The sequence below is a fragment of the Alteriqipengyuania halimionae genome (assembly GCF_009827575.1).
GTDB lineage: Bacteria > Pseudomonadota > Alphaproteobacteria > Sphingomonadales > Sphingomonadaceae > Alteriqipengyuania_A > Alteriqipengyuania_A halimionae.
The window spans coordinates 587516-608914 of the sequence record NZ_WTYR01000001.1 but is presented as its reverse complement, the minus strand read 5'-3'; the positions used below and the strand labels follow the sequence as shown (position 1 = coordinate 608914).

19 protein-coding genes, 1 tRNA gene and 1 other RNA gene are annotated in these 21399 nt (G+C 65.0%); 6 read left to right on the top strand and 15 right to left on the bottom strand.

Annotated features, from left to right (window positions below; genetic code table 11):
* Positions 1-156 precede the first annotated feature (156 nt).
* Positions 157-242, bottom strand: a tRNA-Tyr gene (locus tag GRI68_RS03005).
* Between the two features lie 103 nt (positions 243-345).
* Here GRI68_RS03005 and GRI68_RS03000 point away from each other — a divergent pair.
* Together GRI68_RS03000 and GRI68_RS02995 are read left to right on the top strand one after the other, a co-directional pair.
* Complete coding sequence (locus tag GRI68_RS03000) at positions 346-1188, top strand: TrmH family RNA methyltransferase (RefSeq protein WP_160615753.1); 843 nt, start codon at positions 346-348, stop codon at positions 1186-1188.
* 26 nt (positions 1189-1214) lie between these two features.
* Positions 1215-2276 (top strand): hypothetical protein, encoded by a 1062-nt coding sequence (locus GRI68_RS02995; RefSeq protein ID WP_160615751.1) that lies wholly within the window; start codon positions 1215-1217, stop codon positions 2274-2276.
* A gap of 80 nt (positions 2277-2356) precedes the next feature.
* Here the strand turns inward: GRI68_RS02995 and GRI68_RS02990 are convergent, their stop codons facing one another.
* From GRI68_RS02990 to GRI68_RS02975, 4 genes are all read right to left on the bottom strand, one after another.
* A complete protein-coding gene (locus GRI68_RS02990) occupies positions 2357-2629 on the bottom strand; it encodes an HU family DNA-binding protein (RefSeq protein WP_160615749.1) in 273 nt (90 codons plus the stop codon).
* A gap of 160 nt (positions 2630-2789) precedes the next feature.
* The gene (gene lon / locus GRI68_RS02985) at positions 2790-5180 is read right to left on the bottom strand and encodes an endopeptidase La (RefSeq protein WP_160615747.1); all 2391 of its coding nucleotides are present in this window, start codon (positions 5178-5180) and stop codon (positions 2790-2792) included.
* A gap of 310 nt (positions 5181-5490) precedes the next feature.
* The gene (locus GRI68_RS02980) at positions 5491-5829 is read right to left on the bottom strand and encodes a YbaB/EbfC family nucleoid-associated protein (protein ID WP_160615745.1); all 339 of its coding nucleotides are present in this window, start codon (positions 5827-5829) and stop codon (positions 5491-5493) included.
* 1 nt (position 5830) lies between these two features.
* Positions 5831-7726, bottom strand: coding sequence for a DNA polymerase III subunit gamma/tau (locus GRI68_RS02975; protein ID WP_160615743.1), 1896 nt, complete (start codon positions 7724-7726; stop codon positions 5831-5833).
* An 86-nt stretch (positions 7727-7812) separates the two neighbouring features.
* Between GRI68_RS02975 and GRI68_RS02970 the strand changes: the two genes are divergently transcribed.
* Positions 7813-8301, top strand: a complete 489-nt coding sequence (locus GRI68_RS02970; protein WP_160615741.1) for a DUF4188 domain-containing protein — start codon at positions 7813-7815, stop codon at positions 8299-8301.
* A 20-nt stretch (positions 8302-8321) separates the two neighbouring features.
* On the opposite strand, the gene ffs is transcribed toward GRI68_RS02970, so the two are convergent.
* The 4 genes from ffs to hrpB form a co-directional block, all read right to left on the bottom strand.
* Positions 8322-8416: signal recognition particle sRNA small type (gene ffs, locus GRI68_RS02965), an RNA gene on the bottom strand.
* A gap of 57 nt (positions 8417-8473) precedes the next feature.
* Positions 8474-9376 (bottom strand): class A beta-lactamase, encoded by a 903-nt coding sequence (bla, locus tag GRI68_RS02960; RefSeq protein WP_160615739.1) that lies wholly within the window; start codon positions 9374-9376, stop codon positions 8474-8476.
* Complete coding sequence (locus GRI68_RS02955; protein WP_160615737.1) at positions 9376-9654, bottom strand: ETC complex I subunit; 279 nt, start codon at positions 9652-9654, stop codon at positions 9376-9378. Before GRI68_RS02955 ends, bla begins: the two co-directional genes overlap by 1 nt.
* A 14-nt stretch (positions 9655-9668) precedes the next feature.
* Positions 9669-12164: an ATP-dependent helicase HrpB gene (gene hrpB, locus GRI68_RS02950; protein WP_160615735.1), complete on the bottom strand. Its 2496-nt coding sequence runs from the start codon at positions 12162-12164 to the stop codon at positions 9669-9671.
* Positions 12165-12232: 68 nt separating this feature from the next.
* On the opposite strand from hrpB, the gene GRI68_RS02945 reads away from it, so the two are divergent.
* Positions 12233-12391, top strand: a complete 159-nt coding sequence (locus GRI68_RS02945; RefSeq protein ID WP_160615733.1) for a hypothetical protein — start codon at positions 12233-12235, stop codon at positions 12389-12391.
* Here the strand turns inward: GRI68_RS02945 and GRI68_RS02940 are convergent.
* From GRI68_RS02940 to GRI68_RS02915, 6 genes are all read right to left on the bottom strand, one after another.
* Positions 12388-13401, bottom strand: coding sequence for a polyprenyl synthetase family protein (locus tag GRI68_RS02940; protein WP_160615731.1), 1014 nt, complete (start codon positions 13399-13401; stop codon positions 12388-12390). The two genes, GRI68_RS02945 and GRI68_RS02940, sit on opposite strands and share 4 nt — an antisense overlap.
* Positions 13402-13471: 70 nt before the next feature.
* Positions 13472-14212, bottom strand: a complete 741-nt coding sequence (locus GRI68_RS02935) for a hypothetical protein (protein ID WP_160615729.1) — start codon at positions 14210-14212, stop codon at positions 13472-13474.
* Between the two features lie 114 nt (positions 14213-14326).
* Positions 14327-15703 (bottom strand): sensor histidine kinase, encoded by a 1377-nt coding sequence (locus GRI68_RS02930; protein WP_160617821.1) that lies wholly within the window; start codon positions 15701-15703, stop codon positions 14327-14329.
* Positions 15704-15785: 82 nt separating this feature from the next.
* Complete coding sequence (locus tag GRI68_RS02925) at positions 15786-16466, bottom strand: response regulator transcription factor (protein WP_160615727.1); 681 nt, start codon at positions 16464-16466, stop codon at positions 15786-15788.
* Positions 16467-16595: 129 nt separating this feature from the next.
* Entirely contained in the window at positions 16596-16895 is a 300-nt protein-coding gene (locus tag GRI68_RS02920; protein WP_160615725.1) for a PepSY domain-containing protein, read from the bottom strand.
* A 98-nt stretch (positions 16896-16993) separates the two neighbouring features.
* Positions 16994-17728: an SIMPL domain-containing protein gene (locus tag GRI68_RS02915; RefSeq protein ID WP_160615723.1), complete on the bottom strand. Its 735-nt coding sequence runs from the start codon at positions 17726-17728 to the stop codon at positions 16994-16996.
* A gap of 131 nt (positions 17729-17859) precedes the next feature.
* Here GRI68_RS02915 and GRI68_RS02910 point away from each other — a divergent pair, with 131 nt between their 5' ends.
* Entirely contained in the window at positions 17860-19446 is a 1587-nt protein-coding gene (locus tag GRI68_RS02910; protein WP_160615721.1) for an amidohydrolase family protein, read from the top strand.
* Between the two features lie 138 nt (positions 19447-19584).
* Complete coding sequence (locus GRI68_RS02905; RefSeq protein ID WP_160615719.1) at positions 19585-21384, top strand: ABC-F family ATP-binding cassette domain-containing protein; 1800 nt, start codon at positions 19585-19587, stop codon at positions 21382-21384.
* Positions 21385-21399 lie beyond the last annotated feature (15 nt).

Here is a 21399-nt window from a genome sequence, read left to right as displayed (position 1 = left end):
TTGGCAATGGTTCCAATCGGCGGTGCCGGTTTGTGTGATCGCCGAAAGCTTATAAAACAGAAAGACGTCGGCCGCTTCTCTTGGAACAGGCGGCGATACCCCCGGACTGGGAAGCCGTGCGGAGCCGTTCTTGATTGTCGATGTCGGGAAAGCCGGTGGTGGACAGGGCTGGATTCGAACCAGCGTACGCTTGCGCGGGCAGATTTACAGTCTGCTGCCTTTAACCACTCGGCCACCTGTCCATACCGGCGAATTGTGCGGGACGGGCCCGCTGGTTCGGCAAGCCCGCTGGGGGCCTCGCGCGACCGAGAGGCGCCCCATTGGCGAAGCGGCGCTTGCCTGTCAATGGCCTCGCTGGCAGGGACGCCCGACATATTCGGATTCGAGGACGACTACGTGGGTAAAAAGGGCAAGGAACGGGCACTGCGCGGGCGCGCCGGGCGAAACAAGCACGGACGCGGCAGCGGACGCGCCGGCAAGGGCGCGGTGCGCCTTTGGGGGCACCACGCCGTCGAAGCCGCGCTCAAGAACCCCGAGCGTCAGCATCGGAAGCTGTGGGCGACACGCGATGCGATCGAGGCGCTTGATGGCGAACTGCCGCAGGACTTCACGATCGAATATGCCGACAATCCCGATCTCGACAGGCTCGTCTCGCGCGATGCGCCGCATCAGGGGATCGTGCTCGATTGCGAACCACTCGAAACCGTGTTCCTCGAAGACGTGCTCGACGGCGATCCGAAGCGCCCGCTGGTGGTGCTCGATCAGGTTACCGATCCGCACAATGTCGGCGCGCTGCTGCGCTCGGCGGCGGCGTTCAATGCGTGCGCCATCCTGACGCAGGATCGCCACTCCCCGCCCGAAGGCGGCGCGCTGGCGAAAGCGGCATCGGGTGCGCTCGAAACGGTGCCGTGGGTGCGCGCGGTCAATCTCGCGCGCGCGCTGGAGCAGGTTGCCGATGACGGATACTGGCGTATCGGCCTTGCCGGAGAAGCGGAATCCACGTTGGGCGAGGCGCTGCCCGCCGGCCCTGTCGCACTCGTCCTCGGGGCGGAAGGACCCGGCATGCGGCACAATATCGCCGAGCATTGCGATGCGCTCGCGCGTCTTCCGATCAGCAGCGATATCGAAAGCCTCAACGTCTCGAATGCCGGTGCAATCGCGCTTTACGCGATAGCAGTACGCAGTTAGCTTCGCCCCCGTACAGAGGGGGATACATGACCGTATCGAAAAAGCGCTTCGGCGCGCTGGCCGCGCTGGCTGCAGGGTTCGTCGTCCTGGCCGGCTGCATGATGGTTCCGGGCAAGTTCGCATCCGAGCTGATCCTGCACAAGGATGGCCGCTTCACCTATCGCTATGACGGCGAAATCTATCTGCTCGCCATGAGTGAACTTGCCGAGGCCGGCGATTCGTTCGGGGGCGGAGGAGACGACGATGATGAATTCGTCGCCCAGCCCTGTTTCGAAGACGATTTCGGCGAGGAGATGGATGAGAGCGAACTCTCGGGTTTTCAGGATCAGACCACCGATGACGATGTGCCGGTCGTGACCGTCCGCATTCCCGATCCCGACACGACCGAGGAAGACCCCGATGAGGACGTCATGGTGGAAGTGGTCGTCGAAGATGGAGACGAGGACGAGGATTACGGCCTCCAGGAACGCGAATGCACGACCGAGGAACTGGCCGAGCAGCGCGAAGCCTTTGACGAACGGATGGAGCGCGCGGCCAAGCGCAAGGAACAGCAGGCGCAGATGATGAACCTGTTCTTCGGGGGCATCGATCCGTCCGACCCCGACGCGGCCGATGAGCTGGTCAAGCGGCTCGAGCGCCAGCGCGGTTGGAAAAGCGTCGTGCACAAGGGCAACGGATTGTTCGAAGTCAGCTTCGAGATCACGTCGGTGATGGGACACGACTTCGTGTTTCCGACCTTCGAACGCTTCCCGCTCAACAATTTCATCCTCACCGCCGCCGTGCGCGAGCCGGGACGGTTGCGGATTGATGCTCCGGGCTTTGCCGTCCAGGGCGGCACCGGGCCGATGGGCGGGGTGATGTCGGGCATGGTCGGCGCGATGCAAATCTTCGGCGACGACGAAGAGGCGGAAGCCGCGGAAAGCTTCCCCGAGCTCGACGGCACGTTCACGCTGGTGACCGATGGCGCCATCCTCGCCAACAACACAGACGAGGGCCCCGAAGAGGACGCCGACGGGATGCAGCGGCTGAGCTGGACGATCACCCCGCGCACCCGCACCGCACCGATGGCACTGATCGGGCTCGACTAGCGGGCGCCCATCCCTCTCACAAAGCAAAGGCCCCGCCGGATCGCTCCGGCGGGGCCTTTTCAGTCCCTGGATGGTGCGGCTTAGTTGACCGCATCCTTGAGGCCCTTGCCAGCCTTGAACTTGGGCTGGTTCGACGCCTTGATCTGCATGGTTTCGCCGGTGCGCGGGTTGCGGCCGGTCGAAGCCTTGCGATGCGCAACCGAGAACGTGCCGAAACCGACGAGGCGAACTTCTTCGCCCTTGCCGAGCGAATCCTGGATCGCATCGAAAACCGATTCGACAGCCTTGCTCGCGTCATTCTTCGAAAGGCCGGAATTGTCGGCAACGGTGCTGATCAGGTCATTCTTGTTCATGAAAGCTCCCCCTAGAGTGTCAATGGGTGTCGTGCCACGGTGGAATCACCGGTTGGCGAAGCGCCGAATTGAGACTGTTTTCCCTTCGGTGTCAAAGGCCAAATCGCACCGAAGCCGCCGAAATACGGCCATGTGTGCGATAAACCGTGACCGAGCGACCTCAATGAGCGGTCTGAGGTGCACCGGAGCCGGGCGCATGCGGCACCGGCTGGCTCGCCAGATCGTCCGCCTCGGTCCACTCGATCGCCTCGAGCTTCTCGACCAGCGCGCGCGCCAGCACTTCGTCGACATGCGCGACCGGGATAATCTCCAGCCCGTTCTTGATGTCGTCGGGAATCTCGGCGAGGTCCTTCTCGTTTTCCTCGGGGATGAGGACGGTCTTGATCCCGCCGCGCAGTGCCGCAAGGAGCTTTTCCTTCAGGCCACCGATCGGCAGCACCCGTCCGCGCAGGGTCACTTCGCCGGTCATCGCAACTTCGGGATCGACCGCGATGCCCGACAGCGTCGAGACGATCGAGGTAACCATCCCGATGCCCGCGCTGGGCCCGTCCTTGGGCACCGCGCCTTCGGGAAGGTGGATGTGGATGTTCTTGCGCTGGAAGATCGAGGGCTTGATCCCGTAAGCGGGCGCCCGCGCCTTCACGAAGCTGAAGGCCGCGGCGATGCTTTCGTTCATGACCTCGCCGAGCTTGCCGGTGGTCTTGATCTCGCCCTTGCCCGGCGTGGTCACGCTTTCGATGGTCAGCAACTCGCCGCCGACCTCGGTCCAGGCAAGCCCGGTGACGGCACCGACCTGCGGCTCTTCCTCGCCCATGCCGTGGCGGAACTTGCGCACGCCCGCGAACTCGCCAAGATTGTCGGCGTCGATCGTCATCGAGGTCGCTTCCTGTTCGAGGATCTTGCGCAGGCTCTTGCGCGCCAGACGCGCGATCTCGCGCTCCAGCGTGCGCACGCCCGCCTCGCGGGTGTAGTGACGGATCAGGCTGCGCAGGCCGTCTTCGGTCAGTTCGAACTCGCCTTCGGCCAGGCCGTGCTGTTCGATCTGCTTGGGGATCAGATGGCGACGCGCAATCTCGACCTTCTCATCCTCGGTGTAACCCTCGAGACGGATGATCTCCATCCGGTCGAGCAGCGGCTGCGGCAGGTCGAGGCTGTTCGCGGTGGTCACGAACATGATGTCCGACAGGTCGAGGTCCAGCTCGAGATAGTGATCCTGGAACTTCGCGTTCTGTTCGGGATCGAGCACTTCGAGCAGCGCCGAGGCGGGATCGCCGCGGAAGTCCTGGCCCAGCTTGTCGATCTCGTCGAGCAGGAACAGCGGGTTCCAGCTGCCCGCCTTCTTGAGGTTGGTCACGATCTTGCCCGGGAGCGAGCCGATATAGGTGCGGCGGTGGCCCCGGATCTCGGCCTCGTCGCGCACGCCGCCCAGCGACTGGCGCACGAATTCGCGTCCCGTCGCCTTGGCGATCGACTTGCCGAGGCTGGTCTTGCCGACGCCCGGAGGGCCGACGAGGCACAGGATCGGGCCTTTCAGCTTGTTGGTGCGGGCCTGCACGGCGAGATACTCGATGATCCGGTCCTTGACCTTCTCGAGCCCGTAGTGGTCGTCGTCGAGCACGTCCTGCGCGGCCGCGATGTCCTGCTTCAATTCGCTCTTTTCGCCCCAGGGCAGACCCAGCAGGACGTCGAGATAATTGCGAATGACCGTCGCCTCGGCGCTCATCGGCTGCATGCTCTTGAGCTTCTTGAGCTCTGATTGCGCCTTGGCCTTGGCCTCCTCGGTCATTTCCAGCGAGTCGATCTTCTCCTGCAGCTCGGCCAGCTCGTCGCCGTCCTCGCCCTCGCCGCCGAGCTCGTTCTGGATCGCCTTCAACTGTTCGTTGAGGTAGTACTCGCGCTGCGTCTTCTCCATCTGGCGCTTCACGCGCCCGCGGATCTTCTTTTCGACCTGCATCACGCCGAGTTCGCCTTCCATGAAGGAGAACACCATTTCGAGGCGCTTCATCGGGTCGGTCTCGGTCAGCAGCGCCTGCTTGTCGGCGACCTTGATGTTGAGATTCGCGCCCACCGCATCGGCGAGCAGCGAAGCGTCGTCGATCTCGGCCAGGTCTTCCCCGGCATCCTCGGTCAGCTTCTTGTCGAGCTTCGCGTATTCCTCGAACTGCTCGATCACCTGCCGCATCATCGCGGCGACTTCGGTGCCGCCGGCAGAGACGATATCCATCTCCTCGACTGCGGCAACGACCCTGTCGCCATCTTCACGCAAGCTCCCGAGCTTGGCCCGCGCCTTGCCTTCGACCAGCACGCGCACGGTGCCATCGGGCAGTTTGAGCATCTGCACGACTTCGGCGATCACGCCGACATCGTAGAGATCGTCGCCTTCGGGATCGTCGCAGGTCGGATCGAGCTGCGCGAGCAGGTAGATCAGCTTGTCGGCTTCCATCGCCGCCTCGAGCGCGGCAACCGATTTGTCGCGCCCCACGAACAGCGGCACCACCATGCCAGGCAGCACCACGATGTCGCGCAGGGGAAGGAGGGGGTAGAGTTTCATACTTGGCGTCCAGTGTCTGTCGCGGTGGCCTGATGACCACGCCTCTTGTCCGCAGATATGGGTAGGCCCTCCCGATGCTGCAATGCCGCAACACGGCCTAACTGTGGACGCGTGTTAAGCCTCGACCGCCGAAGCCTGAACCGTGGACCGGGTGTGACACGGTCCTGTGGAAGGAATCGGAGGGGCGTGGCGGGAAGCGTCATGGGATGAACCTGCCAGAGAGGATGTCTGTAGGACAGGTGATCCTCATTCCCTTATGCACGTTTCCCGTCATTCCAGCAGCCGCAGCAATGGCAGCCGACTGGTTTCCTCACATGCCCGGCATCTTGAAGCCCGGTGGCAGGCCCATGCCGCCCTGGATTTTTTCCATCTCGGCGGCGCTGGCGGCGTCGGCCTTCTGGCGGGCGTCGTTGAAAGCCGCGGCGACCAGGTCTTCGACCATCTGTTTCTCGGCCGGGGTCATCAGGCTTTCGTCGATCGTCACGCCGATCACGCGGCCCTTGGCCGAGCAGCGCACCTTGACCATGCCGCCACCGGCAACGCCTTCGACCTCGATTTCCTCGAGCTTGGCCTGGGCCTCGGTCATCTGCTTCTGGATCGTCTGCGCCGCTTCCTGCGCGGCTTTCATCATTTCTTCCATCGACTGCATGTCAGGCTCTCTTGCTCCAATTGGTGGGTCCGGTGCCGGTCTCTACACTTTCGTCGATCACCTCGGCATCGGGGAATGCCGCCAAGGTGGCTTTTACCAGCGGTTGTTCAAGCGTTTCGCGACGAGCCGCCTTGGCGGCGGCTTCGGCGCGCTCCTTGAGGCTCGGAGCGCCCTCGCCCTCTCCCAGCTCGACCTGCCAGCGGGTACCAGTAATCTTGTAGAGCGCATCGCGCAGTTCCGGGCCGAGATCGCCGGAAAAACCGGGAGCCAAGGCATAGGTGAGCGCGCCATCGGCGATATTGATCACCCGCACCCAGCCGCGCATGTTCTGCGCCGCGAGCAATTCGCCCGACGCCTCGACCTGGTCGACCAGCGCTTCCCACTCGGGAGCGGCGGCCTGCGATGTTTCGCTGGGCGCAGACGCGGATGTTCCCCCGGGCGGACCGGACGACGCGCCGCCTGCCGTCGGCACCGTGCCGCCGCCCTCGGCGATCATCTTCGCCAACTCGCCCGGATCGGGCATGTCGGCTGCATGGAGCACGCGCAGCAGCGCCATCTGCGCGCTGGCGAGCGGATCGGGCGCGACCCGCACTTCCTCGTACCCCTTGAGCAGGAGCTGCCACAGTCGATGCAGCTGTCCGGTGGGAATGTTCTCGGCATAGCCGGCGATCGCGGCGCGCTCTTCCTCGCTCGCCGCATCGGGCACGCGCCCGCCGACCTGCGCCACGGTGGCGCGATGGGCGAAATTCATCACCGCGCGCAGCATGGCGAGCGGTTCGACCCCCAGCGCGAACTGGCGATCCATCTCGTCGAGCAGCGTGTCGGCATCGCTTTCTAGCAAGGCATCGAACAGCGTGCGCGAGGCGGTGCGATCGGCCAGACCGAGCATTTCGCGTACTTGCGCAGCCGCGATGGTGCCCTTGCCCGCCAGATCGGCATGGGCGATCGCCTGGTCGAGGATCGAGAGCCCGTCGCGCACCGAACCTTCGGCCGCGGCGGCAATCATCGCCAGCGCCTCGTCTTCGGCCTCGACTTGCTCGGACTCGCAGATCTTCGCGAAATGCTCTTGCAGCAGGCCGGTCGATATCCGGCGCAGGTCGAAGCGCTGGCAGCGCGACAACACCGTGATCGGCACTTTTTCGACCTCGGTGGTCGCGAACAGGAATTTCACATGTGCGGGCGGTTCTTCCAGCGTCTTGAGCAAGGCGTTGAACGCGTTGCGCGATAGCATGTGGACTTCGTCGATGATGTAGATCTTGTAGCGCGCGGAGACGGCGGCATAGCGCACCGCCTCGATGATCTCGCGCACGTCGTCGACCCCGGTATGCGAGGCGGCGTCCATCTCGATCACATCGATATGGCGGCCTTCGGAAATCGCCACGCAGGGTTCGCACACGCCGCACGGATCGATGGTCGGCCCGCCCTTGCCATCGGGCCCGACGCAATTGAGCGCCTTGGCGATGAGGCGTGCGGTCGAGGTCTTGCCGACCCCGCGCACCCCGGTCATCAAGAAGGCGTGGGCCAGCCGGTCGCGCGCGATCGCATTGCCCAGCGTCTGGACCATCGCGTCCTGCCCGATCAGCTCGGAAAAGGTCTGCGGCCGGTATTTGCGCGCCAGCACGCGATAGGGCTGCGCGGTTTCCACCACGGGTGGAGCGGTCGGCGCGGGCGACGGCGCTGGCGCGGACGGTTCTGCTGGGGGAGGCGATGCCTGCTCGACCGGCGCATTCTCGGGCTCGGGCTCGGGCTCGGGCTTCGGCTCGGGCGTGGGTTCGGGAGCAGGCTCTCCGAACATTGAATTCTGCCCCGCCGCCTCGAGCTCCGCCGCGCTCGGCGTGTCGCTATCGGCCTCGGTTTCCCACGGCAGGCCCTGTGTATCGTCCGGTGAATCACCCATGCCGGGGATGGTAGGCGCACAAGCGCGCTTTGCGAAGCTTGACCTTTAGGTTTCATTTTGCAATCTATCTTGCGAAGGAGACCGCGATGAGTGTCGTCAAAGGGCGTATGACCGCCGACTTTTCAGGTCCGCTGGTGGTTTTCGTGATCGGAATGCGGATCAACCGTTTCCACAGGATTGGGAAATGGTGGCCGGTGCTGATGGCGATGCGCCCGATGCTGCAGGAGCTTGCGGCCAATCCCGACAGCGGTTTCCTCGGGACCGAATATTGCCTGCAGGGTCCGCGACAGGTGATGCTACTGCAATACTGGAGGGATTTCGATAGCCTCGAAGCCTATGCCCGCTCGCGTGACGACATGCACTGGCCGGCCTGGGTGGCGTTCAACAAGAATGTCGGAAACGACGGCACGGTCGGCATTTTCCACGAGACCTACACGGTCGGCGGCGGCGCCTACGAGAATATCTACGCCAACATGCCGCCTTTCGGGCTAGGCAAGGTGGGCGGGCTGATCCCGGCTACCAGCTCGCGCAACGAGGCGCGCAGTCGCATGCGCGAAAGCGCGCGCGAGGCCTGAGCCGTTTTTCCAGCGATGCATGAAAAGGAGCCGGGCGACCCGCCGCAATTCACCTGGGCTGCTTCCTTCCGGACCTGACCCGGTGAGCGAACGCTAACGTCCACCCGACTCCCAAGCGCCATATGGCGACATGGGCGGAGATTTTCAACAGGGGAAAATCGGCTCTTTGCACTTATGGCTGGCGGACGATCTCCGCCGCCAGCGCACCGACCTGTGCCATCGCGGCTTGCGCTTCCTCCGACTCCGCTTCGGGCCGGTCGTAATAGATCGACAAAACGTAGGGCCGGTCGCGTTCGGCCCAGAAGACCGCAACGTCGTTGTAAGCCGAACCGCAGGTCCCGGTCTTGTCGCCGACAACCCATCCCTCCGGAAGGCCGGCGCGGATTCTCGACATTCCCGTATCGGTGCGGATCATGTGCCTTACGAGGATCGCGCGCAGGCCGGGATGGACCGCGTCGCCGAGCATCACGTGCCGGATCAATTGCGCCATCGCGAGCGGGCTGGTGGTATCGCGCGGATCGCCCGGGCTGTTTTCGTTGAGTTCGGGCTCGCGCCGATCGAGCCGCGTCACGCCGTCGCCGTGGTTACGATAGAATTGCGTCATGCCTTCGGGGCCACCGATGCGATCGAGCAGGATGTTCGCGGCGCTGTTGTCGCTCGCGCGCATCGCCGCCAGCACGAGCCAGTCGACCGGGCGCGAGGCTTCGGTCTGCCCTTCGAGCGCGCGTTCGATCATCGGCGCATGCGGAACGACATCGGCCTGCGTAAACTCGATCTGCTGCTCAAGCGACAGCCTGCCCTGCTCGACCTCGAGCATGATCGCGGCGGCCAACGGAGCCTTGAAGGTCGAGCACATGGCGAATCGCTCGTCGCCGCGGTGGGTCAGGAGAGCCTGGCCCGAACCATCGACCAGCGAGACGCCGAGCCGCCCGCCCAGCCGTTCCTCGATGGCTTCGATCTGTTCGAGAGCCCGATCGGTCGCGGCGGTCGAAACCGCAGCCGCATTCTCGTGCGATTCAGCTGAGGCCGCACATCCGGCAAGACTTGCCACCGCAACAAGTGCGACGGCCCGCATCACCGGAAATTGTCGGCGTAGGCCTGGATCTTGAGGGTTTTGACCGGAGTCTTGTGAATGCGCGCGGCGATCCCGTGCTTCTTCGCGTATTCCTGCGCCGCGTCGCAATCGGGGAATTTCAGCACGACCTGCACCTGCGTGTCGCCACTGCCGGTCCAGCCCATCAGCGGATCGGCGCGACGCGCTTCGCTCGGCGCGAATTCGAGCACCCATTGATCGGTCTGCGCCTTGCCGGACTGCATCGCGCTTTTCGGACGTTGGTAGATACGTGCTGCCATGGGTTTCCCCTAATTCAACCTTCCGATTTTGCAAAGGCGTTCCTGGTCTTCAAACTCGGCTTTTCGGTCCAGGGTTCCTCTGGCCAGCGGTGTTTGGGATAGCGACCCTTCATGTCCTTGCGCACATCGGACCAGCTTCCGCGCCAGAACCCGGGCAGGTCGGCGGTCGATTGCAGCGGGCGACCGGCGGGGCTGGTGAGCTTGAGCAGCAGCGGCGTCGCAGCCTCGCCCTGCCCTATGACAGGATGGCGATCGAGCCCGAACAGCGCCTGCACCCGCACCTCGACACTCGGCCCGGCAGGATCGGCATAGTCGATCGCATGGCTCGTTCCGGCCGGGCTGCGGAATTCGCGCGGCGCGATCCGGTCGAGCCACTGGCGGTCGTCCCACTCGACGAGATTAAGTGCGGCCTCGACCAGCCGGCCCGGCGCGATGGCGAGGTCGCGGCGCTTTTCGAGCAAGGGTGCGAGCCATTGATCGGCCGTTTCGGCCAGCGATTCGGGGCGGAGCGCCTCGATCCCGGCATACCGCGCCCGCGCGAGCAGCGTGGCGGGGACGAGATCGGCCATCGTCTCACGCGCACGTTGCAGCAGCAGTTCGGCCATCGCGTCCTGGTCCGGCGCGGAATCGGGAGCGCTGGCTAGCGTGATCGAACCGAGTTTGCGTTCCAGCCGCGCACGCACCTTGGCCTCGTGCCAGTCGAGCCTGGTGCGGCGGGTAAAACGTTCGGGCAGCCATTGTTCGATATCGTCGAGCGTCAGCGCGGCGGCGGCCATGATCCGCGCTTCCTTGGCGTTGCCCTGCGCATCGCCGATCGCAATCCACTCGCTGCGCGCAACCGGGCTGGCCGGATCGAGCCGATAGCCCCGTCCGCCAGCGCTCAGCCAGTATTCTCCCGACGCATCGCGCCGCCGCGCGATGTTCTGCGGCAGGCCGGCGGCGAGGGTGATGCCGAGTGGAACCCCTCCCGCTTGAGGGGGAGGTTGGGTGGGGGTGTTTTGCGATTGCAGAGGCTTACCCCCCACCCCCAACCCCTCCCCCGCGGGGAGGGGAGATTTAACTCTCTTCGCCCATCCCTGCGCGAGCCGTCGATGCGCTTCGCCCTTACCGCCGCGCTGGGCGTTCCAGCGCGACAGGCGCTGCTCCAGATCCTCTCCGCGCCCGCCGAGCGTGCGATCCTGCAACAGCGCCACCAACTTCGCCGCGAGCTCGGCCGCACCATGCTCGGCGCCGAACAGCAGCATCGCGCCGTGCTGCGGGTCCATCGGCAGCTTGGCCAGCGCTTTGCCGCGCGCGGTGATCCGCCCCCCGCCATCGAGCGCATCGAGTCCCTGCAGACGCTCGCGCGCGCTCGCCATCGCAGCGGCCGGCGGCGGATCGAGCCAAGCGAGCTGCCCATCTGCCGCACCCCAATCGGCCATCGACAGCGCGAGCGGCGCGAGATCGGCGGTTTCCACTTCGGGCGGGTCATAGGCCGGACGCCCCGCATGCGCTGCTTCGTTCCACAGCCGATAGGCGACGCCAGGGCCTTGCCGCGCCGCGCGGCCAGCGCGCTGATCGGCGCTCGCGCGGCTGGCCTGGACCGTCACCAGCCGCGTCGTGCCGGCGGCAGGATCGAAGGCGGCGCGGCGCGACAGGCCGGCATCGACCACCACCGACACGCCATCGAGCGTGACCGAACTTTCGGCGATCGCACTCGCCAGCACGATCCGCCTGCGCCCTTCCGGATCGCGCCGGATCGCCGCGCGCTGTCCCGCCGGATTGACTTGCCCATGCAAAGGCAGCACCTGGACATCGGGCAGGCGCTTCTCGATCCGCTCGCGCGTGCGTTCGATCTCGCCAAGGCCGGGGAGGAAGGCGAGCACGCTCCCCTCCTCCGCGCGCCAGGCTGCCAGCACCGCTTCGGTCATTGCATCCTCGATCCGCAATTCGGGTCGCGCGCCGTGCCAGGCGATCCGCAGCGGGTGTGCCCTGCCCTCGCTTTCGACCACCGGCGCATCGTCCAGCAGCGCGGCAAAGCGCGCTCCGTCGATCGTCGCCGACATCACCAGCAGGCGCAGGTCCCCCCGCAGCGCCTGCTGGCTCTCGATCGCCAGCGCGAGGCCGAAATCGCTATCGAGATGCCGTTCGTGCGCTTCGTCGAACAAGACCGCCGAGACGCCGGAAAGCTCCGGATCGTCGAGGATCGTCGCAACGAAGATCGCTTCGGTCATCACCAGCACGCGCGTTTTTGCAGAGCGCCTGGTATCGAGCCGCGTCAGATAACCGATCGTCTCGCCCGGTTTCTCGCCTAGCAATTCGGCCATTCGCTCGGCCGCGGCACGTGCGGCGACCCGGCGCGGGCTCAGCAGGATCACCGTGCCGTCGCACCATTCCTCGCCAAGCAGCGCAGGCGCGACGCTCGTGGTTTTCCCGGCGCCGGGCGGCGCGACCAGCACGGCGGCATTGCGCGCGCGCAGATGCGCCAGCAGATCGGGCAGGACGTCATGGATGGGAAGGTCGTCGCTCATCGCAGACGGTTCCTTACATTCGCCCGCGCAGATTTCCCAATCGCGCGAAAAGTCCCTATAGCGGCGGCATGCGCGAATTGCTCGAGATCGTGGTGGGCCTGACCACCGGCATTCTGATCAGCGGAATGCTGGTCGGTGCAACGATTCTCGGCACCTGCGCGGTGGCAGGCGGCGGATGCTGGTATCTTTGGAAACGCCGCGCGTCGGGACGGATCCCGAAAGACTAGAACCGCCGCGAGACGGCGAACAAGGCCGCCTCCTCCATCGCATCGCGGGCCGCATTCTGGCGGAAACCGCCGATCGCATCGATCGCGCGCTGGGCGAAATGGCGGGCGCGTTCGCGCGTCGCTTCGACCGCATCGTGTTTTTCGATCAGGCGGACCGCTTCGGCGAGGTCCTCGTCCGATGTGCGTCGCCCGGCGATCGCGTCCTTCCAGAACGCGCGCTCGGCCTCGTCGCCGCGGGCATAGGCGAGGATCACGGGGAGCGTCATCTTGCCTTCGCGGAAATCGTCACCGCGGCCCTTGCCCATCTCGTCGGCGCTCGAATCGTAATCGATCGCGTCGTCGACCAGCTGGAACGCGATGCCCAGATTGCGCCCATAGGCGTCGAGCGCCTGTTCTTCGGCCTCGGCGCGTTCGGCTACCACGGCGGCAATCCGGCAGGCAGCGGCGAACAGCGCGGCGGTCTTCGCCCCGATGATGCCGAGATAGCGTTCCTCGCTGGTCTCGATCTGGCGCTGGGCCGTCAACTGGTCGACCTCGCCCGCCGCGATCACCGCGCTGGCGTTGGACAGGATCTTGAGCACTTTCAGGCTGCCATCCTCGACCATCAGTTCGAAGCTGCGGCTGAAGAGAAAATCTCCGACCAGCACGCTGGCGGGATTGCCGAAGATCAGGTTGGCCGGCTTCTTGCCCCGGCGCAGATCGGATCCGTCGACCACATCGTCATGCAACAGCGTGGCAGTGTGGATGAACTCGACGCTGGCGGCGAGCTTGTGATGGCGATCGCCCTCGTATTCGAGCAGCGCCGCACTCGACAGCGTCAGCATCGGGCGCATGCGCTTGCCCCCGCCCGAGATCAGATGTCCGGCGAGCGTGGGGATCAGCGGAATTTCGCTCTGCATGCGATCGAGGATGATCGCATTCACCGAATTCATGCCATTGGCGGTAAGCGCGAGCAGCGGGTCGAGCGACGGCTGCTCCTTGCGGCGGAGGGGAATAACGTCTGCAGACATGTCAAAGCCGCCATGCGGATGGCACGGCGGCTTTGCAAGAATTTAGCGCGAAATCGCTGTTGCAGCGCGATCAATCGTCCTGCTTGGCAGGCTTAGCGGAAACGCGGCGCTTCGGAGCCGGACGTGCGGGACGTTCCGTGCCGCGCTGGGGCTTTGCCACCGGCTGACGCGCAGCCGGTTGGGCCTGAGGCCGCTGGACCCGGGGCGCCTGCGCGCGCGGTTCGGCACGACGCTCCTGGCGACGTTCCTGCCGCGCTTCGCGACGGGCTTCCCTGCGGGCTTCGCGGGCGATCGGTGCCAGCGGGCTCTCGCCCCGACGGTCGCGACGTTCGGTGCGGCGATCCTCGCGCCGGTCGCGGCGACGCTCTGTGCGGCGCTCCTCGCGACGTTCCGCACGTCGTTCGGAGCGACGATCCTCGCGGCGTTCCGCCCGGCGCTCCGCCCTGCGTTCGGCACGCCTCTGATCGCGATAGCGACCGTCGGAGCCGCGCGAGTAGCCAGCCCAGTTGTCGCGGATTTCGCGCGCGACGCTGCGTTCGCGGTAATAGGCGCGGCGGCGTTCCCAGAAATAGCGATGACGGTCGGACCAGCGCGAGCGGGTTCCCCGGCGATCGTAGACGTAGTAGCCGGTTCCGGGATAGTAGTAGTCTTCGTACCAGCCGTAATAGTAATCGTCGTAATACGGATCGTAATAGCCGTCGTCGTAATAGCCGGCGTTGCCGACCGAGAAACCGGCCCCGAGCGCAGTGCATCCGCCGAGCGAGGCGACGGCCACGGCGAGCAATGCCGGCTTGATGATGGATGTGCGCACGATAGTTCCCCTGAAAAGTGTGGACTGTGATTCGTTAATATTAGTCCGCTGTTGAATGAACGCTGAATTTGGCGTGCGGCTTGCGACCGGTCGACGATCCCACCAGTTTAGGCATCAGCGGTCGCGCGTCGCCTTCGACCGCGGCAAGCGCAGAATCACCAGCAATCCGCCCAGATCTTCGCTTTCGCGCAGCTCGGCCTTGCCGCCGTAGATTTCGGCCACGTCGCGCACGATCGCAAGGCCAAGCCCGGTGCCCGGCTTGCCGGTGTCGAGCCGCGCGCCGCGATCGAAGATGCGGATGCGGTCCGCCTCGGGAATGCCCAGCCCGTCATCCTCGACCCAGATGTCGCAGAAATCGGGATCGTCGCGATTGGCGTCGACCGTCACGAACACGCTGCCCCCGCCGTATTTGGCTGCGTTCTCGATCAAATTGCCGAGGATTTCGTCGAGATCCTGCCGCTCGATCGCGACTCGCGCCGCCTTGTTGCCATCGAGATCGAAGCGGGTGTTCTCGTACAAGCGGGTCACTGCGCGCAGCACGCTCTCGGCGCTGGGCCAGACTTCGGCACGCGACAGGCCGGTGGCGCGGCGACCAACCGCGCGGGCGCGGGCGAGGTGGTGTTCGACCTGGCGCTGCATCACGCGCGTCTCGCGATGCACCAGGTTCGACAGCTTGGGGTCGCGCGCGGTCGCGGCGTTCACCAGTACCGTCAGCGGGGTCTTCAAGGCATGGGCGAGATTGCCCGCATGCATCCGCGCTTCCTCGGCTTGCTTCTCCGAATGCGCCAGCAAGGCGTTGAGCTCGGCGACCATCGGCTGGACCTCGTAGGGCAGCGGCTCGGTCAGCCGGTGTTCGTCGCCCCCTCGCATTCGCTGGATCGCACGGCGTACCCGGCGCAGCGGCGACAGTCCGTAATAGACCTGCAGCCAGGCCAGCAAGATCAGGCCGAGCCCCAGGATGACGAACGACCAGAACAGGATCGATCGGATGTCGGCGATCTCCGCCTCGAGTTCGGCGCGATCGGCCGCAACTGCAAAGGTCCAGTCGCTGTCGCTGCCGGGAATGCGGACCGAGCGTTCGACGATGCGCAGTTCCTCGCCCTGGAACTGTTCGCTGTTGTAATAGACCGGCTCGACCTTCGAATGGTCCCCGCGCAGTTCGAGCGTGCGGTCCCACAGCGAGTTCGACGGGAAAGGCTCCTGGTCGGAGCCGTTGATCTGCCAGTATAGCCCAGAATTGGGAACTAGGAAGCGCTGGTCGCCCAGCACCCGGTTGAACCAGACGTCGCCGTAGGAATCGATTTCGGCCGACCCGACCATGGCGGTGAGGATGTAGTTGAGCCGCTCGTCGAGGTTGTTCTGGAGCAGATTGGTGATCGTGCGATCAAGCGCCACGCCGCCGACCAGCAGCAGGATGGTGATCCACCCCGCCGCGATCAGCATCATGCGGCGCGCGAGCGAACCGGTATGTTCGGGCTTCTGATCGCGCATCGACGCGCCGCTTGCCGCCGCCTCGGCCTCGATCCGCGCTTCCTCGCGGGACGGCGTCACCGCCGCTCCGGAAGAGGCAGGATCAATTGGCCCGGGGCGCGTCGGCGGGGTCGTCGAGGCTGTATCCGAGGCCACGGATGGTGGTGATCACATCGGCACCCAGCTTCTTGCGGATGCGCGTCACGAAGACCTCGATCGTATTCGAATCGCGGTCGAAATCCTGATCGTAGATGTGCTCGATCAGTTCGGTGCGGCTGACGACCTTGCCCTTGTGGTGCATCAGGTAGGCCAGCAGCTTGTATTCCTGCGCCGTCAGCTTGACCGGCTCTCCGGCCAGCGTCACGCGGCCCGAACGGGTGTCGAGGCGCACATCGCCCGCCACCAGCTCAGCCGAGGTGTTGCCCGAAGCGCGGCGGATCAGCGCGCGCAGGCGGGCGATCAGTTCCTCGGTCTGGAACGGCTTGGCAAGGTAATCGTCGGCCCCGGCATCGAGGCCGGCGACCTTGTCCGACCAGCTGTCGCGCGCGGTCAGCACGAGGACGGGGAACTTGCGCCCCTCCTTGCGCCACATGCCGAGCACGGTCAGCCCGTCGATCTCGGGCAGGCCGAGATCGAGGATCACGGCATCGTATTCTTCGGTCGAGCCGAGGAAATGGCCGTCCTCGCCGTCGGTCGAAAGATCGACCGCATAGCCATTGCCTTCGAGCGTGGATTTCAATTGCTGGCCGAGCGTGGGCTCGTCCTCGACGATCAGGATCCGCATGGGTCTTGCAATCCCCTCTGGTGCCGTCGGCTCGTAGGCCGATGGGTGCTGGACGTGTGGTTTCGCGCCCAGATGGCGGTGCCGCGATGATAGGTCAATGGGAGCGCGCCCTGCGTCCGCAATCCGCAATCACCGGCGGATGCGCAGGATGCGCCCGGAGCGAGCATCGACATCGACCCAGACGACCTGGCGATCGTCGAGGAACTTGAAACGATAGACCCTCGCCCTGGGATCGAGCTCCACCGCGATGTACTCCATGCCCTTGCGTTCGAACTGGGGCACGACCCGGCGGTGGATTTCCTCGAGCGTGAGCAGGTTGCCCGCCCGCATTTCCTTACGCGCCTCGGCCTGTTCGTCACGCGTCTGGGCCTGCGCCGCCGACGGCAGGGCAAGCGTCAGCGAAAAGGAAAGGGCGAGAATGCGAAACATGATTGAGAGCGTTCTACCGATCAGGGCTTGAATGACCAGTGAATACAAGAAGGGGCGTCCCGTTCAGGAACGCCCCGCTTGAAATTAGGGCTGTAAAATCAGCGCGTCATCTCGAATTTGAGCAACAGCGAGGCCGATGTGCCGACCTCGCCCGGCTCCACCGGAACGTCTGCCGCCGCGTCCTTGCTTTCCGCGCGGGCCATCGCGACCGGCTGGGGAGGCGGCGGGCCGTAGCTGCTGAAGGATTCGGACACTTCGAGCAGGCGCACCCCGCTATAGCCGGCCATCCGGGCATATTCCTCGGCCTGGGCGCGGCCCTTTTCAAACGCGCCCTTGCGCGCGGCCTTCTTGGTCGCCGCATCGTCGTCGAGCATGAAATTGGGGCCGTAGATATTATTCGCGCCCGCACCGACCAGTGCATCGAGCACTTCGCCGGCACGCTTCAAATCGCGCAGCGTCACCGAGACCTGGTTGGTGACCATATAGCCGCTGAAGGTCTGCTCGCCCGTTTCGCGATTGTAATTGTACTGCGGGTTGAGATTGAAGTTCGAGGTCTGGATGTCCTTGCGCTCGATCCCCAGCGCACGAAGCCGTTCGACCAGCCGGTTCATCGCCTGCGAATTGGCTTGCACCGCCTCGCGTGCGGTCGGTGCCTGGGTCTGCACCCCTGCCCCGATCTGGGCCACATCGGGGGCCGAGCGGACTGTCTCGGTGATCGACAGTTCGACCACCGGATTGGTCGCCTGGATCTGGATTTCCCCGGCCTCCACCGGGCTCCCCGGCAGCACGATGGCAGCGGTGGTTGCGGCAAGTGCGATTAGCATGCGGTTCATAGAAGATCCTTGTGAATAATGATCGTTGGAATGCCGGTGTGGCCTTGTTCCCCTTACGCCCGACTGAACCGCCCGTTCCGCTTCACAGCAGCTTCCGTGCGCGTTAGGCACCGTCTGAACGGAGGGATTTCATGCACCTGTTTCGCCCGCTGTCTTGCCTGCTTGCCGCCCTTGCGGGGATGGCCCTGACTGCGCCTGCCGCCGCGCAGATGGAGCCCATGCCCGATCGCCCCGCCGGCGAAGGCGAAGGGCCGTTTGCCAGGCTTATTGTCAGGGGTGCGACGATGATCGAAGGATCGGGCGCGCCACCCGAAGGTCCGATCGATATCGAGATCGAGGGCAATCGCATCACCGCAATCACCGGCAGCAATCGCAGCGCAGACGCCTATGATGGCGCACGTGTGATCGAGGCAGACGGCATGTACGTGCTGCCCGGCTTCGTCGACGTCCATGGCCACAATGGCGATCCCGGCAAGGCACCACAGCCCTCCTACGGCTACAAGCTCTGGCTCGCCCACGGGGTAACGAGCGTGCGCGGCGTTTCGTTCTATTTCGGGCCCGGTGCGCCCGACATTTCCGATACCGAGCGCAGCGCCGCCAACACGATCACCGCGCCGCGCCTGTTCCCCTATGCAGCCTTCGGCGACAAATGGGGTCGCGGTACCCCCGATACGCCAGCAAAAGCGCGCGAATGGGTCCGCTGGATCAAGGCCAATGGCTACTGGGGCGTCAAATTCTTCAACACCGAGACTCCCGCCGTGATGGAGGCTGCGCTCGACGAGGCGGACAAGCTCAACCTCGGTTCGGTCGCCCATCTCGGGCAGCGCGGGCTCGGCGAGATCGACGCCCGCCGCGCCGTCGAACTGGGCTTGAAAGGCGTGACCCATTTCTACGGCCATTTCGAAAGCATCCCGGCCAATGGCCAATTGCCGCCCTATCCGCCTGACTACAATTACCGCGACGAGCAATCGCGCTTCGGCGAGGTGGCGCTGCGCGGCTACCAGTCGGTCGATCCGGGCAGCGAGGAGTGGGACGATTATGTCGACTTCCTCATCGAAAGCGGCGTCACTCTTAGCCCGACTTTCAACATCTACGTCGCCAGCCGCGACGTGATGCGGGCGCGCAATCTCGAATGGCATGAGCGCTACACCCTGCCCGCGCTGATGGATTTCTACGGCCCCAGCCTGACCAATCACGGCAGCTATTACCACGACTGGGGCACCGAGCAGGAAGTCGCCTGGCGACATTTCTTCGTCAAATGGATGAAGCTGACCAAGGAATTCCACGATCGCGGCGGACGGATCACCGCCGGGTCCGACCCGGGCTACATCTACCAGACCTGGGGCTTCGCCTATATCGGCGAGCTGGAAATGCTGCGCGAGGCCGGGCTCAACCCGCTCGAAGTGATCAAGGCCGCCACCCTGAACGGCGCGCGCGAAATCTACGGGCCGCGCGGCGAAGAACCACCGATGGGCCGGATCGCGGTGGGCAAGCTGGCCGATCTGGTTATCGTGCCGGAAAACCCGCTGGCAAACCTCAAGGTCCTCTACGGCACCGGCCACGATCGCCTCAACCGCGAGACGAACGAAATGGAAACCGTCGGCGGGGTGCGCTGGACGATCAAGGACGGTGTGGTGTTCGATGCCCCCGCCCTGCTCGAAGACATCGCGCGGATGGTTGAGGAAGAAAAGGCAGAGAAAGACGCCTCTGCCGACTAACTCGTCATTGCGACGCGACGCAGTCGCCGCGGCAATCCAGAGCCGGAGCTCGCCCTCTCCCTGGATTGCTTCGCTTCGCTCGCAATGACGAACAGCTCGGTTGCGCAAAGCCCCCCTTGCCCCTAATCCGCGCCGGCTATGGCCGAACCACCGATCCTCAGCTGGGAAGGACTCTCGCTCCAGCAGGGCGGGAGCTGGCTCTTCTCCGATATCGACCTGCATGTCGGTCCGCGCGACCGGATGGCGCTGATCGGGCGCAATGGCGCGGGCAAGACGACGCTGATGAAGCTCGTCGCCAACCAGATCGAGGCCGATAAGGGCAAGCGTACGATCCAGCCGCACACGCGCGTGGTAATGCTCGAGCAGGAGCCCGATTTCACCGAATTCGATACGCTGATGGACTTCGCGCTCCATGGCAAGAATGCACCGCAACCGCATGAAGTGGAAGCGATTGCTGGGCAGCTGGGGATCGACATGGCGCGCGAGGCGAAAACCGCGTCGGGCGGTGAAAAGCGCCGCGCGGCGATCGCCCGCGCGCTGGCGATGGAGCCCGACGTGCTGCTGCTCGACGAGCCTACCAACCACCTCGACCTCGGTGCGATCGACTGGCTCGAAAGCTGGCTGCAGCGCTATAAGGGCGCCTTCCTCGTCATCAGCCATGACCGCACCTTTCTCGAGCGGTTGACCCGCGCGACGCTGTGGCTCGATCGCGGTTCGCTGCGGCGTAAGGAAATCGGCTTCGGCGGCTACGATGCGTGGATCGAACAGGTCTATGCCGAAGAAGCGCGCGCGGCCGACAAGCTCGACGCGAAACTCAAGATCGAGGCCCACTGGCTCGAACGCGGCGTGACCGCGCGGCGCAAGCGCAACCAGGGACGGCTCGAGAAATTGTGGCAGATGCGCGCCCAGCGCGCCTCCATGCTCGCGCCCAAGGGCACCGCCAAACTCGCGATCGAATCCGACGATAACAAGACCAAGGCGGTGATCGTGGCCGAAGGGGTGGGCAAGCGCTTCACCACACCCGAAGGCGATCAGCGCACGATCATCCGCAATTTCGACCTGCGCGTGCAGCGCGGTGACCGGATCGGGATCGTCGGCGCGAATGGCGCGGGCAAGACCACGCTGCTCAAGATGTTGACCGGCGAACTTGAGCCCGACGAAGGCACCGTGACGCTGTCGAAAACGCTGAGCGGCGTGATGATCGACCAGCAGCGCGCCCTCCTCTCGCCCGAGAAAACCGTGCGGCAGGTGCTCGCCGAGGGCGGCGACTGGATCGACGTGCGCGGCACGCGCAAGCACGTGCAGGGCTATCTCAAGGACTTCCTGTTCGATCCCGGCCTGGTCGATGCCAAGGTCGGCACGCTGTCCGGCGGCGAGCAGTCGCGGCTGCTGCTGGCGCGCGAATTCGCCCGCATCTCGAACCTGCTGGTGCTCGACGAGCCGACCAACGACCTCGATCTCGAAACGCTCGACCTCTTGCAGGAAGTGATCGCCGACTACGAAGGCACCGTGCTGATCGTGAGCCACGATCGCGACTTCCTCGACCGCACCGTCACGCTCACGCTCGGTCTCGATGGCAGCGGCGATGTCGATATCGTCGCGGGCGGCTATGCCGATTGGGAAGAAAAGCGGAAGGTCCGCACCCAGAACAAGGCCAAGGCTGCAACGAAGGCCGCGCCGGCGCCCCCTCCTCCGCCCGCACCCAGATCGGACAAGCTCTCCTACAAGGACCAGCGCGATTACGAATTGCTGCCAGCGCGGATCGAGGAGCTGGAGAAAGCGATTGCCAAGGGCGAAGAAATTCTCTCCGATCCCGACCTGTTTGCGAGCGATCCCGCCAAGTTCGAACGCGTCAGCAAAGGCATCGGAACCGCCCGCGCGGAAAAGGAAGCGGCCGAAGAACGCTGGCTCGAACTGGCCGAACAGGTCGAGGGCTAATCTGCTCAATCGCTT